Origin of the sequence: Yersinia sp. 2545 StPb PI, from assembly GCF_052217125.1 — a bacterium.
Taxonomy (GTDB): Bacteria; Pseudomonadota; Gammaproteobacteria; order Enterobacterales; family Enterobacteriaceae; genus Yersinia; species Yersinia enterocolitica_E.
The window spans coordinates 1,373,540-1,387,616 of record NZ_JAZGPY010000001.1 but is presented as its reverse complement, the minus strand read 5'-3'; the positions used below and the strand labels follow the sequence as shown (position 1 = coordinate 1,387,616).

Genomic DNA, 14,077 nt, shown 5'->3' with positions numbered 1-14,077 from the left:
CCTATGAATGATGAAAAACTGTCGCAGAATAAGGGTGAATTGAAAGTGGAAAGTGAGGAACAAAAGCAGGGAAAAGAGATAGAAATAAATGAGAAGGAACTTCCCTCAAAAGCAGCCGCAATCCATGAATTGATCCGCCTCGAGGGGCAAAAAGAGTTAGAGCGCGACAGCTTTGCACTGCTGTGGTCCGCCATTGCTGCCGGCCTTTCAATGGGGGCATCGCTTATTGCCAAAGGCATTTTTCACGCAAAACTACCTGACTCACCGGCAAGTTTTCTGCTGGAGAATGTCGGTTATACCTTTGGTTTTATTATTGTCATTATGGCCCGCCAACAGCTATTTACCGAAAATACCGTGACCGCGGTACTGCCCATCATGCAAAAACCGAGTGGGCAAAACTTTCTTCTGTTATTTCGCCTATGGGGGTTGGTACTACTGGGCAACCTTATCGGTACAGGAATTGCGGCCTATTCCTTTATCCATATGCCGGTGTTTGATGAGTCGACCCGCGCATCATTTGTCACTCTGGCACAAGGGGTGATGGAGAATTCGCCATCTGAGATGTTTGCTAACGGCATATTTTCCGGTTGGATCATTGCCACTATGGTATGGATGATGCCATCAGCAGGAGGCGCTAAGATCTGGGTCATTTTCCTGATGACCTATTTAGTGGCGCTATGCGACCTTACCCATATTGTGGTTGGTTCGGTCGAAATCTTCTATCTGGTATTTAATGGCTCATTACCCTGGCAGCAATTTATTTATCCATTCGCGATTCCAACATTGGCAGGCAACATTATCGGCGGTACTTTTATTTTTGCCCTGATAAGCCATGCGCAGATCCGCAGTGATATGACCCATCAACCGAAAAATGGTGATAAGGCAGCCAAAGACACTCCGCCCCCCTCTGAATAGCACCAACTTAACCACTGTGTTAACGTGATAATTTCGTACTAGCAAAGAGGTACAACTAATGCATTTCTCTTCGATCGAGGATATCAGAGCGGCTATTGATGGCATAGATTCGCAAATTGTCGCGTTAATCGCGCAACGGAGCCAATGTGTAAAAGCGGCCGCCGCATTTAAGCAGGATCAGAACGCAGTACGGGCGCCAGATCGGGTGCAGATGGTAATAGATCGTGTCACAGCAGAAGCCAGCAAAGCGGGATTAGCAGAAGAGATCATAGAGAAAGTTTACCGGACGATGATCAATGCTTTTATCGACTATGAACTTGAACAACATCGGCGCTTAGGGCAAAAGTAAGCGGGATTCAGTTATCACTGTTCCACTAACAGGTGGTAACAGGGTATACCGACAATTTTTAATAAAATCCCCTTAGTTCAGCCAATCATCCTTATATCATCTAAACCATAAAAAATACCATGACGTGGCAGGATTCAAAGATAGCTACACCGATACACCCGTAATTATTTACCTGAGTTACTGGCCACTTGGCTATTCTTTAATGCGGTAAAAAGTGTAAAATATGTGAACATCAATATAGCAGACTGTTATTTGTCACTTTTTTATATTTATTCAATTTAATTTCAAGAGGTTAACGTGCAGGATTTACCAAACTGTCCAAAATGTAGTTCTGAATTTACATGGCAAGAAGGTGAACAACTGAATTGCCCGGAATGTGGTCATGAGTGGTCGGAAAATAGCCCTTCAGCCACCGGCCAAGACGACCTGGTGGTGCGCGATGCCAACGGTAATTTGTTGGCTGACGGTGACTCAGTAACTGTTGTTAAAGACCTAAAAGTAAAAGGCAGTTCTTCAACGCTGAAAATTGGCACCAAAGTGAAAGGCATCCGCCTGGTTGAAGGGGATCACAATATCGATTGTAAAATTGATGGGTTTGGTCCAATGAAGTTGAAATCAGAGTTCGTTAAGAAGAGTTGATATTTTAATCAATGAGTTACCCCCAAATAGAAATGTAGCCTCTGGGGGGATTGCCGTTGGTTGCTGAGTTTACTGGACACGAGTGGCGACAGCCTCGTGTCCTTAATTAACCTATTCAAATTAACTTATTCACTTCTCACGTCAGCCTGATACTCGATGTTGTTAATGGCTTACGGCAAAAAAACAGTTATAAGGCTAGATAGCTACAACTGTGCCGATAAACATCGTTTTTCGGTTATTACTATCACTTAATCACTCTAAGTTGGTGACAGAGTAACCAAACAGCCAGCTAACCGCTTATTATCTGGATAAAAATGCGTATAATGCTCGGCAGTACACTTCAGCGGCAGTCACTCTGCCAATGTCCGGGTCCCCGTAGTTAAACGGATATAACAAGCCCCTCCTAAGGGCTAGTTACTGGTTCGATTCCAGTCGGGGACACCACTACAGCATTACCTCGCATAACCACGTCACACCAAAAACCCTTTCATAGTAAAGCTCTCAGACAATCGACGTTACCACGCATAACCACAAATAACTGTGAATAAAGTATAAAGTGGGGGTAGTATCAGGGGTATCGAAACAGCCTCTACATAGGATACCCCCGAAATGCCATTATCAGCCAGGCAGGTAGAAACAGCTAAACCACAAGAGAAAGCCTATAAGCTGTCTGACGGTGGAGGTTTATTTTTGTATGTCTCTATCACTGGCGCTAAGTCATGGCGGCTCAAGTACCGCATTAACGGGAAAGAGAAGCTTCTTACTATTGGGTTATTCCCAGCCACAACACTGGCTGATGCACGTCAAAAAAGAGATGAAGCAAAATCGCTACTTGCTGATGGTGTGGATCCATCTCAAGACAAGAAAGCGAAAAAAGTTTCGCAACGCATATCAGCTGAAAATACTTTCGAAGCAATTGCAAAAGAATGGCATTCCTCAAAAAGGAAAATATGGACGCCAGACTATAGCGATTTGGTTATGTCTATGTTCCTTCGCGATGTGTTTCCTTTCATCGGCCATATGCCAATAAAAGACGTGAAGCCTTTAATGCTCTTAGATGTACTTAGGAAAATTGAAGCGCGCGGAGCTATGGAGATGGCGAGAAAAACAAGAAGACGTTGCGGGGAAGTATTCAAATATGCAATTGTCACTGGTCGGGCTGAATATAACCCTGCCCCAGATTTAACCGTGGCAATGACGCCGCCTAGCGGCACCCATTATCCATTTCTTACTGAAGCTGAAGTTCCAGACTTCATTGTTGCACTAAACTCATATTTTGGCAGCGTTATAGCGAAGGCTGCCACTCAGATATTAATGCTCACTGGCTTGCGAACAAAAGAACTGCGACATGCCAAATGGATTGATGTTGATTTAGATGCAGGGATCTGGACTATACCGATTGAAGTGATGAAGAAGCGTCGCTTGCATATAGTACCCCTATCTAGACAGGTCATTAACTTGTTCAAGCAGCTACAGCCAGTAACCGGACATTTTGAATTGGTCTTTCCAGGGCGCAATGATCGAACCAAACCAATCAGTGAAAATACCGTACTTGGGGTGATCCGAAGAGTTGGCTATGAAGGCAGAACGTGCGGTCATGGATTTAGGCACCAAATGAGTTCAATACTCAATGAACATGGCTTCGAAGGTGATTGGGTGGAGAGGCAGCTTGCGCATCTGGACAAAAGTAAAATCAGAGGTGTGTATAACCACGCCCAATACATTGATGATCGCAAACGCATGATGCAGTGGTATGCGGACTATATTGATTCGATGATAGCTAAGTAAAAGTAAGTGGCGTTATTCAGCGCCACCACCTCATAGGCATCCCTGCCCGTCATCAAATCCTTATCTGTGAAGTGAAAAAATAATGATTATCATTTAAAATAAACCCCATTTATTTGCCATGACACCTTTTTTAGTCTATGACTTAAATTCAATAATTTCTTAGAGAGAAAGAAAGAATGACTATAGCGGGTTTACAGATGCTTTCTGAGGAGGATCGTAAGGATAAGATCTTGCAAGGAATTAACATTACTCTTCCTGGCTTAGAAATCTCCCCATTATATAGGCCTGTAACAGACAAAAAAAAGCACAACGTCTGCTATACCGATTATACATCAGCAGAAGAGTCAAGAATAAAACATGCTGACTATGAGCACCCTGAAATCATGGAATTAGATTTCATTTGGCACCCAAATAACTCATTAATTAGCTGCGTCCCTGATGAGAAGAAATTTGATTGGGCAGTGGCATCGCATGTATTTGAGCATATTCCTGATCCATTAGGGTGGATGCTTGAGGTTTTCGATGTTTTAAATGTCGGCGCCACCTTCTCTCTCGTACTTCCTCATAAAGACCATTGCTTTGACAGGTATAGAAGAGTTACTGAAGTTTCAGATATAATTAACCTATGGCTTCACCAGCAACGAATACCAAGCCCTTATCAATTATATGATTTCCTGAGGAATTCCGCATCAGAAGGTGTAACTGCAAAAAAAGTTGACGAGAATATTGACAGGCATTATACAAAAGAGCAAGCGTTAGAATTCGTGCTAAATGCATGGACAACAGGAACCTACTTTGACGCCCATTGTTCTGTATTCACACCTAAAACATTTTACGAATTATTTAGAGAGATTAGCTCACTTGGGCTTATTTCTGTAGAAATACAAGACCCGATAGATAATGGTAGTGAGTTTTTTATTAAATTAATCAAAACTGGCGAACCATCAATCAGGCACCCAGGCTCGTTTAATGATGGTCAGCAAAACAAAAAACAGGATTTAAACCATGAATTACTACATGCAAAAAAAGCATTTTTAGAAGCGATTGATGTGCAGAATGAGCTAAAAAAACGAATTAATGACCTTGAAAGTGACTCTCTAGGGCTTTTGAAACGTTGTCTTTTAAAGTTCAATAAATAGATTGTGGCCCATGACCTGCCTAGTCGGCGTAAATTCCTTCCATAGATGACGGACTAGGCAGTTTGCAGATATTAAGCAGACTGCCTCCATACCCACGCGGGGATGGTAGAATAGGTTATAGAAATCGTGTCAGCCGGTCTCACTGTCAATTATGGTCTAAAAATGAGCCACAGTTATGCTTTAAAAGTGCACCACTTTAAGACCGGTTTTTGAACCTAAATGATTCATTACCTGTTTCAATAATGTCACAATGATGAACCAGTCTATCCAATAAGGCTGCGGTCATCTTTTCATCGGCAAATAGTTTTACCCATTCAGAAAACACCAAATTAGTTGTGATCATAATACTGGTATTTTCATGCAACCGACTGATTAAATGAAATAATAAAGCCCCTCCTTTTTGACTAAAAGGCAAATACCCCAGTTCATCTAAAATAATTAAATCCAGCTTTGTTAGTTGATTGGTTAATTTAAATTGTTTACTTTCTTTGTCCAGTTCCAGTTTATTGACCAGATCTAATACATTCCAGAAGCGAACTTTAAACCCATTAGTGGCCGCATTTATCCCTAAAGCGGTGGCCAGATGCGTTTTACCTGTACCAGGACCACCAACGAATATGAGGTTGCGTTTTTCTCTGATGTAATCACAGTCATTCAGAAGCTCAATGCTAGGTTTATTTAATGGGCTTTGTTCAAACTCAAAATCAGACAGTGTTTTATGCTGGGGGAATCTGGCTTGATTAATACGGTAACCAATACTGCGGATGTGTCTTTGTGTTTGCTCTGTGGTTAATAAATTTCCAATAATATCCATCGTGGAACGCTTACGGCGTATGCCATCAATAACTACGTCATCAAAGCTTTCAGCCATGGCTGTAAGCTTTAATTGTTTAAGTATTTCAATACATTCATGCCGTTCCATTTGGTACCCCTTTTAATAACGTGTTGTAACGCTGACAATTAGCCTGGGGTGGGATGTGCAGTGGAATATCATTTATTTTGAGCGTAGGTATTACGGGTTCAGTGAGTCGATGAATAATATTGAGTACTGCCTCCACCGTAGGCACCCCTTCGTCTAACGCTATAGCTGCCGCGGTTACGCCTAAATCTTCACCATAATCAGCGATTAAAGACAGCAACTGCACCATCGCTCTATCACCTTTCGGACGCTTGAGCAGATGTTGCTGGAGTTCTTTAACCGGTTTAGGTAAATCCCAATTAATAAAAGGTTCACCGTTTCTTAGGGCCCCCGGTTTCCGTTTTAATGCAGACAGATAATGCCAGGGATTATAGGTTGTTTGGTTTTTAACGAAACTGCGTTGATGTTGAGCGACACACTCACCATCGGCAATAATTTTAATTTCTGTTGCAGTCGTTTTTAATGTCACTTTCTTACCCGCTAAGTCATTGGGAACGCTGTATTTATGCCCATCAAAACAGAATAAGGATAAGGAGTTGATATGGACTATTGCAAATTGCCCTCCCGTATAAGGGAAATAAGGAGCCAGCTGGATTTTCTCTACACAAAATAACTCGTTAATGACTTTGCTTCTGTCTTCTGGGTGTGTGGCGGTTTGGATGATCTGATGACATTGGTCCAATAGAAAACTGTTTAACTCATCAATACTATTAAAAGCCAGGGTCGGTTCAAACAGTTGTTTTCGTAATGTTCTCACTTGGCGCTCGACCTGTCCTTTCTCCCATCCAGACGCTGGCGTACAGGCAACCGGTTCGATCATGAAATGATTCATCATGCTTAAGAATTTATCATTAAAAATTCGTTCTTTACCCATTCCTATATGCTTAACAGCCGTCTTCATATTGTCATAAATACCTCTATTGGGTGTGCCACCAAAATAGGCAAAGGCGTGATTATGAGCATCAATAAGCATATCTAGTTTCTCGTTTGGATACGCTCGAATAAAAAATGCTCTGCTGTGACATAAACGAAAATGGGCAACTTTAAGTTTAACTAATAACCCATTTAATTTGACTGTTTCAAAACTCCAATCAAATTGATAGGCATCTGCAGCACTGAATCGTTGGGGAATAAAAACAACTTGGGGCGTGGGTTGATATTGTTCTTTGAACTGTCTAATAAAAGAGGCAACTGCACAATAAGCGCCTTGGTACCCCTCTGTTCTAAGTTTTTCAAAGTGACGTCTGGCAGTTAATCGTTGTTTGGCAGGGAGTTTGGCCTCATCAATTAACCGTTGTGTTAATGCCGGGATGAATTCACCCAGTTTGGGATAGTGCGTTTGCGTCCGGTTGTATGTTGGCGGTTCTTTGGTTTCGATAGCGAGATATTTTCTAACAGTACGACGAGATATTTGTAGCTGTTTGGCTATGGCTCTCTGAGAGAGCCCCTGTTTAAGAGAAAGCCTTCTGACTTTAAGTATGGTTTCCATGCACAGCATCCAAGGAAATCTCCGTAAAAACGGAGAGTTTATCAATAATCAGGGTGGCGCACTTTTACACCATAATCCCCCGATCCCTTGGTCTACTTTTGCACAATATTTAACAGCAGTATGATGCGTTCTGATGTCGCACCAGAGCAGGTTTTACGCATTAACGCCGCACTACTGGCGGCGGTAGAAGTGATTGAAAAAGAGTTAGCACCGCCTTCGGCTACAACTGATGAAAAAGATCAGGAGAAAAGCTGATGCCGGGATATCGTTATCGCATCACCATTGAGCCGCTGACCGACCGCAAAGGTGACGCTATTGAGAAAACCCCGCTAACGTTCGAAGCCGAGAATCATGACGAGATCCTCGGCATCATCGAACGGTTACAAATGCGGGAAGATATAGACTTCGGCAAAGAGAAAACCGCAGCATTTGCTCTCGGGCTGAAACTGTTTTCAGAAACGATGCTGGAGAACCGTAAACACCCGCTGTTTGCACCGCTGCGCACCGCATTTACCGATTTCATGATTCATCTGAAGAAAGGCCCGCACGATAGTAATGATAGTGCCGGGTAATACGTCATAAGGAGAAAATGGACCCGCTCCCGACTATATTTATCCACTGGGGATATCGGCTATAGACGATATCCCGGCAGATGACTTAATCCAAATCGGCACCGTTACTGGCAATAACTTTTTTGTACCAATAAAAGGATTTCTTTCTCTTACGGGCTAAAGAGCCCTTGCCCTGATCATCACGGTCAACATAAACAAAACCATAGCGCTTGCTCATTTCACCGGTAGAAGCAGAAACCAGATCAATACAACCCCATGAGGTATAACCCATTACCGGAATGCCATCAACAATGGCCTCCCCCATAGCTTTGATATGCTCACGCAAATAACTGATGCGATAATCATCTTCAATCTCGCCTTGCGGGTTAATTTCATCCTTGGCACCTAACCCATTCTCAACCAAAAATAGTGGTTTCTGATAGCGGTCGTACATCATATTCATGGTGATGCGTAAACCTAAAGGATCAATACCCCACCCCCATTCACTGGCCTCAATGTGAGGATTTTTCAGCGATTTTACGATATTCGCCGCACTGCTGTTATGGTCGTTCATATCGGCCGACGCACAGCGGGAGGCATAATAACTAAAGGAGACAAAATCCACTGTATGCTTGAGTATCTCGTCGTCACCCGTTTCAGTAACAATTGAAATCCCTTTCTCCCTGAAAAGCCGTTTGGTATAAGCCGGATAAGCACCTCGGGCCTGTACATCAATGAAAAACAGATTTTCACGGTCTTTCTCCAGCGCGGCCCACACATCCTCGGGTTTACAAGTGCGCGGATAAAAGTTCCCCCCCGCCAGCATGCACCCCACCTGATTATTCGGATTAACCTCATGGGCAATTTTTGTCGCCAAGGCACTGGCAAGCAACTCATGATGAGCAGCCTGATACTTTACTTGCTCCTGATTTTCCTGTTGCTCAAACACCAGCCCGGCGCCAGAGAACGGACTGTGCAGCAGGATATTAATTTCGTTAAAAGTGAGCCAGTACTTAACTAATCCATCAAACGCCGTAAAACATGTGCGCGCATAACGAGCGAAGAAATCAACCATCTTCCGGTTACGCCACGAGCCGTATTCTGTGACCAGATGCATGGGAACATCAAAGTGGCACAGCGTCACCAGTGGCTCAATATTGTACTTTTTACACTCGGCGAAAAGGTCGCGGTAAAATGCAATGCCCTGTGCATTCGGGGTTAACTCATCACCGTTAGGGTAAATCCGACTCCATGCGATTGAGGTACGAAATACGGTGAACCCCATTTCAGCCATTAACGCGATATCATCTTTATAACGATGATAGAAATCGATCGCTTGATGACTGGGATAAAACTCATCATCTCTTAGGGTAAAACGCTTCTCCTGCCCCAGCTTTACTGCCAAACGGTGTGGTCCATGAGGGATCATATCAACCGTCGTCAGCCCTTTTCCACCTTCAAAGCAAGCACCTTCGGCCTGGTTTGCGGCTAATGCGCCGCCCCATAAGAAACCGTCGGGAAATGTTGATACTGGCATTACATACCTCGTATTTAGTTAATTTTTACTGCGCTTGGCGCAACAGCAGAATGGGCGGTATCACTTTCGCTATTTTCAACCGGGATATCTTCAAAACCCAGCAACAGCGTGGTAATAAACGAAATCACGATGGCCAGAATCATCACACCAAACACCCATACGATACTCATTGGATTGGCCGGATCGAAGAACTGGACACTGGTAAATAATCCAGGGGACGCCATCGAATGACTTGCCAGCCCACCGATTCCGGCGACTGCACCACAAATAAAACCACTAATAAGACTGGCGATCAGCGGGCGTTTAAGACGCAATGCCACCCCATAAAGTGCCGGTTCAGAGATACCCGCGACAATCGCTGATGCGGCAGCAGCCAGCGCCGTTTGGCGCAATTCCGGGTTTTTGGTTCGCCATGCGACAGCCAACGATGAGCCACCCAGTGAAAGATTAGCGCCAATCTCTGATGGCATAACCATGCCCTCTTTGCCGGTCTCCGCAATGGTCTGAATAATGGTTGGGGTAAAGACACGGTGCATGCCGGTCATAACCAATAAAGGCCAGAGTGCCCCCATAATCGCTACCGAGAGCCAGCCCAGATAGTCATGAACGGTGTACACTAACGAAGAAATACCGCTGCCGATCCAAATTCCCAGAGGGCCAATAAACATGATGGCAATAGGCGCGGAAATCAGCACAATTAACATTGGTTTAAGGAAGTTTTTGGTCACCGCCGGTGTAATGCGATCCACCCATCTTTCAATATAAGACAGCAGCCAGGTCATACATAATGCCGGAATAACGGTATAGGTATACTTCACCGCCGTGACCGAAATGCCCATAAACTCAACTTGTTGGCCTTGTGCAGCTTTGGCCATTAAATCAATAAAGGCGGGATGAACCAACACCCCGGCAATGGCGATAGCCAGTGACATATTGGTTTTAAATTTGAGTGCGGCAGAAGCAGCAACCATAACCGGAAGGAAGAAGAACGCCCCGTCACCAATGACATTGAGAATAATCAGTGTCGATGAGCCTTTGCCAAAAACACCGGTCATATCCAGAATCATGGCCAACAGTTTGACCATTGAACCACCGATAATGGCAGGAATCAGAGGTGACATGGTGCCAATCAGCGCATCAAGGATCCCCGCGCCGATGCGTTTCAAGGTTATTTTATTTTTTTGCGGCAGCGTATTTTCAGCTACCAGGCCTTCCGGCAGCAGTTTTAGCACTTCAGCATAGGCATATGAAACGTTATTACCAATAATGACCTGACACTGGTTTTCATTGCGCACCACACCCAGCACACCGGTGATGGACTTCAACTTCGCCAGATCAACCGCACTATCATCGTTAAGCACAAAGCGTAAACGCGTCATACAGTGGGTCACCGCCGCGATGTTATTCGCCCCACCAATGGCATCGACTATCGATGCAGATACTGCGGCATAATTCTTTGACATGAGTAGCAACTCCCCGTAATGACGCACGCCGAGCTAAGCAAACCATTTGCCATCGAAGAGGGACTATCCTCACCAGCATGAATGGTAATTAGCTATTATATTCATAGTGTTATTTAAATATTACCTGCCGATACACCCTTGCTTTTAGTTATTATCAGGCAACTAGGTAACCGGTTCCACACGAGAATCTTAAATTACTGACTGCAATTCAATAGATGGAGTAATTAAATTCTTATTTTGTGATAACGATCAGCATTAATTAGGCGTGTTATTGTGCACGACAGTAGTTGTGAGCCTAAAGAACTGAGTATTGCCAGTCAGCCGCCAGTCTATAGCGCATGGGCCAGAACCCAATTGGAACAGCATGTCTACCCGCCCATAGGGTAAGTGAATATTGCTAACAGCCGTGCAGTTTCGAGGGCGAAAGGTATAGAATGACAATAATTTTCAACGGGTAGGAAAGACCTATGTCTACAATGCTAGAAGTGGCAAAAAAAGCAGGTGTCTCGAAAGCCACTGTTTCGCGTGTTCTGTCAGGCAAAGGCTATGTCAGTGAAGTGACTAAAGCGCAGGTATATAAAGCGATTGAAGAGAGCGGATATCGACCAAACTTGCTGGCAAGAAATCTGGCGACCAATAAATCACAATGCATTGGTTTGGTGGTGACCAATACTCTTTATAATGGTAACTACTTTAATGAAATACTGTCTCAAGCGGCCAAAAAATTAGAGAATAATGGCCGTCAACTGGTGCTGGTTGACGGGAAACACAGCGCGGAAGAGGAACAAGAAGCAATCCAATTCCTGCTCGACTTACGTTGCGACGCAATAATAATTTATCCCCGATTTTTAACTGTGGATGATATGGATCTTATTATTGATAAATATAAGCAGCCCATTATGGTGGTCAACAGAAAATTAAGAAAAAACCACAGCCACTGTACTTTCTGCGATCATAAAGGGTCCAGTTATAATGCGACAAAATATCTCATTGAGCGGGGCCATCAGGATATTGCATTTATCACCGGCTCACTGGATTCACCAACAGCGATTGAGCGCCTTTCTGGATATAAAGAAGCATTAAATGCATTTTCTCTTCCGCTGCGCGATAACCTTATTATTCAAGGAAAATGGACCCCGCTCAGTGGTGCAACTGCGGTAGAATCGTTATTAGCCAGCCAACAACCATTTAGTGCGATTATCGCCAGCAATGATGATATGGCAATTGGCGCCATGAAAAGATTAAATCAGGCAGGGATCAGCGTACCTGAAGCGGTCTCTCTTATTGGCTTCGACAATATCCCCATTGCACCTTTTCTAAGTCCATCGTTATCCAGTATTAAAGACCCCGTCAGCGGTATGATAAATGACGTCATTAATCGGCTAATTTCAATGCTGGACGGAGGATATTTATCAACTGAAAATATATTTCAGTCCGAACTGATTATCAGGGATTCAATCAGTGACGGGCCATATTTAAGCCAATTAGCGCTCAACCATCAATAAAGCGCCCAGTTCACTGGGCGTATATTGGGCATAGCAAGGGACAGCTGGTGTTTATAGCCCATCCTCTCGGCGATCACTAGCTATTGGTGGCACCGATGATGCTCTCTCAACCACAATACGGCGGACCTTATAGCCGGTGATACCCAGTATTAGCGTGACTATCGGCGCGGCAATATTAAATACCGCAAATGGCAGATAGCCCATGGTGGATACACCCAATACCGCCGCCATATAAGCACCGCAAGAATTCCAGGGAATCAACGGAGAGGTGACGATACCGGCATCCCCCACCAGGCGTGAGAGATTTTCAGGTGCTAACCCGCGTTTGGCAAATTCACCGTGGAATAACCGTGTTGGCAGCAATAAAGCAATATATTGATCACCCGCGACGATATTAAGCCCAATGGCCGTAGCAACCGCCGAAGCAAAAAGTTGCCCAACAGTTTTAGCCCGCAACAAAATCGGGGTTACCAGTTTATTAAGCAGGCCAAAGTCATCCACCATAATACCGAATGTCACTGCACCGATAATCAACCAGATAGTCAGCAGCATGCTGTCCATTCCCCCACGCGACAACAATGCATCCATCTGTGGAATACCGGAGTTCTCCTGAAAACCATTAGCCATCGCCAACCAAACGCCCTTCACCGCAGCAATGGGTAACGCGGTATCAGGTTCAGCAATAAAGCGCGCAATGGCCTGCGGCTGAATAAATGCTGCCATCACACCAGCCAATAACGCCGCGCTAATAATGGCCAACGGTGCCGGGACTTTACCGACGGATAATCCAAGTAAGAATACCAGTGGCAGTAAATTCCAAGGCGTAATGTTGAATAACTCATCAAATCGGGCTAATTCGGCGTGCGTAATTGTGGCATCAAAGCTGGCTTGTTGATTGATACCCAATATGATGAATGCTACCAAAGCAACCAATGCGGCAGGAATTGTGGTCCAAAGTTGTGCCTGTATATGGCGATACAATTCAACACCATTCAACTGTGCGGCCAACACAGTACTTTCGGATAATGGCGAGATTTTATCACCCACATAGGCACCAGAAATCACGGCACCTGCGGTTATCTCTGGTGAGACACCAATCATATTGGATAACCCAACCAACCCTACCCCAATGGTTCCCGCCGTTGTCCAGGAGCTGCCAATACTTAGAGAAACCCCGACACAAACAAGAAATGTAATGGGGAAAAACCAATTTGGTGTAATCAGAATAATGCCGTAATAAACTAAAGTCGGTATCGTCCCCGACATGTTCCAGGTCCCAATTAATGCACCAACAGCAAGTAAGATAAATATCGCGCCAACCACTGTTGATATTCCCTTACGCGTGGATTGGGCAATATCCTCCCATACATGACCATTCTTCATAATGATTACAGCGGTAATCATGGTGCAAAGAATAAGCGCGACCTGTAATGGTCCATTGACGGCATTTAGGCCAAACAGAGCGACAGATGCGCCGACGAGTAACACCAACGACAACATCGGAATAATGGCATCTAAATAGGAGGGAGGCTTGATAGTGCGCGTTTTTTTGGGAACATTGGCCATATATACCCCACAAACAATTAAATACGACTAGTGAGTCAGATCAATCTTTTAATGATGCTTGCACGCTACGGCTCGTTTTTTTAAGTATAGTCATTGGAAAGATATCTGATTAATTAGTTTAGCATTTAACGCCAGAAGTCAGCGCGAAGTAGCACCCAAAGAAAAGGAGCACAAGGCTCCTTTAGGTCAAACAACGACGGTATTGGTATCGCTCTGA

Annotated in this window: 12 protein-coding genes, 1 tRNA gene and 1 pseudogene; 9 read left to right on the top strand and 5 right to left on the bottom strand. The window is 44.2% G+C overall.

What is annotated here, in order from left to right:
• Positions 1-3 precede the first annotated feature (3 nt).
• From V1955_RS06195 to V1955_RS06170, 6 genes are all read left to right on the top strand, one after another.
• Positions 4-915: a formate/nitrite transporter family protein gene (locus tag V1955_RS06195; RefSeq protein ID WP_083158197.1), complete on the top strand. Its 912-nt coding sequence runs from the start codon at positions 4-6 to the stop codon at positions 913-915.
• Positions 916-973: 58 nt separating this feature from the next.
• Positions 974-1,264, top strand: coding sequence for a chorismate mutase (locus tag V1955_RS06190; RefSeq protein ID WP_083158196.1), 291 nt, complete (start codon positions 974-976; stop codon positions 1,262-1,264).
• A 297-nt stretch (positions 1,265-1,561) separates the two neighbouring features.
• Positions 1,562-1,903, top strand: coding sequence for a zinc ribbon domain-containing protein YjdM (locus V1955_RS06185; protein ID WP_083158195.1), 342 nt, complete (start codon positions 1,562-1,564; stop codon positions 1,901-1,903).
• 369 nt (positions 1,904-2,272) lie between these two features.
• A tRNA-Arg gene (locus V1955_RS06180) sits at positions 2,273-2,347 on the top strand.
• Between the two features lie 165 nt (positions 2,348-2,512).
• A complete protein-coding gene (locus V1955_RS06175; RefSeq protein ID WP_442820648.1) occupies positions 2,513-3,691 on the top strand; it encodes a tyrosine-type recombinase/integrase in 1,179 nt (392 codons plus the stop codon).
• 176 nt (positions 3,692-3,867) lie between these two features.
• Complete coding sequence (locus V1955_RS06170) at positions 3,868-4,830, top strand: methyltransferase domain-containing protein (protein ID WP_442820647.1); 963 nt, start codon at positions 3,868-3,870, stop codon at positions 4,828-4,830.
• Between the two features lie 196 nt (positions 4,831-5,026).
• Here the strand turns inward: V1955_RS06170 and istB are convergent, their stop codons facing one another.
• Together istB and istA are read right to left on the bottom strand one after the other, a co-directional pair.
• On the bottom strand, positions 5,027-5,752 hold the full coding sequence (istB, locus tag V1955_RS06165; RefSeq protein WP_442820646.1) for an IS21-like element ISYen2A/ISYen2B family helper ATPase IstB: 726 nt from the start codon (positions 5,750-5,752) through the stop codon (positions 5,027-5,029).
• Positions 5,739-7,247: an IS21 family transposase gene (gene istA, locus V1955_RS06160; protein WP_442820645.1), complete on the bottom strand. Its 1,509-nt coding sequence runs from the start codon at positions 7,245-7,247 to the stop codon at positions 5,739-5,741. The genes istB and istA overlap by 14 nt, the downstream gene beginning before the upstream one ends.
• A 96-nt stretch (positions 7,248-7,343) precedes the next feature.
• Here istA and V1955_RS06155 point away from each other — a divergent pair.
• Both V1955_RS06155 and V1955_RS06150 read left to right on the top strand, forming a co-directional pair.
• Positions 7,344-7,493: pseudogene (locus tag V1955_RS06155) on the top strand (PadR family transcriptional regulator); the annotation flags it as partial.
• Positions 7,493-7,810: a DUF3861 domain-containing protein gene (locus tag V1955_RS06150; RefSeq protein WP_083158193.1), complete on the top strand. Its 318-nt coding sequence runs from the start codon at positions 7,493-7,495 to the stop codon at positions 7,808-7,810. The pseudogene V1955_RS06155 and the gene V1955_RS06150, both read left to right, overlap by 1 nt.
• Positions 7,811-7,895: 85 nt before the next feature.
• Here the strand turns inward: V1955_RS06150 and V1955_RS06145 are convergent, their stop codons facing one another.
• Positions 7,896-9,326 (bottom strand): 6-phospho-beta-glucosidase, encoded by a 1,431-nt coding sequence (locus V1955_RS06145; protein ID WP_083158192.1) that lies wholly within the window; start codon positions 9,324-9,326, stop codon positions 7,896-7,898.
• A 14-nt stretch (positions 9,327-9,340) separates the two neighbouring features.
• Entirely contained in the window at positions 9,341-10,789 is a 1,449-nt protein-coding gene (gene ascF, locus V1955_RS06140; RefSeq protein WP_193784621.1) for a PTS cellobiose/arbutin/salicin transporter subunit IIBC, read from the bottom strand.
• A 467-nt stretch (positions 10,790-11,256) separates the two neighbouring features.
• Between ascF and V1955_RS06135 the strand changes: the two genes are divergently transcribed.
• Complete coding sequence (locus tag V1955_RS06135) at positions 11,257-12,294, top strand: LacI family DNA-binding transcriptional regulator (protein ID WP_083158190.1); 1,038 nt, start codon at positions 11,257-11,259, stop codon at positions 12,292-12,294.
• A gap of 51 nt (positions 12,295-12,345) precedes the next feature.
• Here the strand turns inward: V1955_RS06135 and V1955_RS06130 are convergent, their stop codons facing one another.
• A complete protein-coding gene (locus V1955_RS06130) occupies positions 12,346-13,860 on the bottom strand; it encodes a Na+/H+ antiporter NhaC family protein (RefSeq protein WP_083158189.1) in 1,515 nt (504 codons plus the stop codon).
• Positions 13,861-14,077: the final 217 nt, after the last annotated feature.

Coding starts and splice junctions, on each gene's coding strand:
- V1955_RS06150 (WP_083158193.1), top strand. CDS start 7,493: ATGCCGGGATATCGTTATCGCATCACCATTGAGCCGCTGACCGACCGC.
- V1955_RS06130 (WP_083158189.1), bottom strand. CDS start 13,860: ATGGCCAATGTTCCCAAAAAAACGCGCACTATCAAGCCTCCCTCCTAT.
- V1955_RS06145 (WP_083158192.1), bottom strand. CDS start 9,326: ATGCCAGTATCAACATTTCCCGACGGTTTCTTATGGGGCGGCGCATTA.
- V1955_RS06190 (WP_083158196.1), top strand. CDS start 974: ATGCATTTCTCTTCGATCGAGGATATCAGAGCGGCTATTGATGGCATA.
- istB (WP_442820646.1), bottom strand. CDS start 5,752: ATGGAACGGCATGAATGTATTGAAATACTTAAACAATTAAAGCTTACA.
- V1955_RS06195 (WP_083158197.1), top strand. CDS start 4: ATGAATGATGAAAAACTGTCGCAGAATAAGGGTGAATTGAAAGTGGAA.
- V1955_RS06170 (WP_442820647.1), top strand. CDS start 3,868: ATGACTATAGCGGGTTTACAGATGCTTTCTGAGGAGGATCGTAAGGAT.
- V1955_RS06175 (WP_442820648.1), top strand. CDS start 2,513: ATGCCATTATCAGCCAGGCAGGTAGAAACAGCTAAACCACAAGAGAAA.
- ascF (WP_193784621.1), bottom strand. CDS start 10,789: ATGTCAAAGAATTATGCCGCAGTATCTGCATCGATAGTCGATGCCATT.
- V1955_RS06135 (WP_083158190.1), top strand. CDS start 11,257: ATGTCTACAATGCTAGAAGTGGCAAAAAAAGCAGGTGTCTCGAAAGCC.
- istA (WP_442820645.1), bottom strand. CDS start 7,247: ATGCTGTGCATGGAAACCATACTTAAAGTCAGAAGGCTTTCTCTTAAA.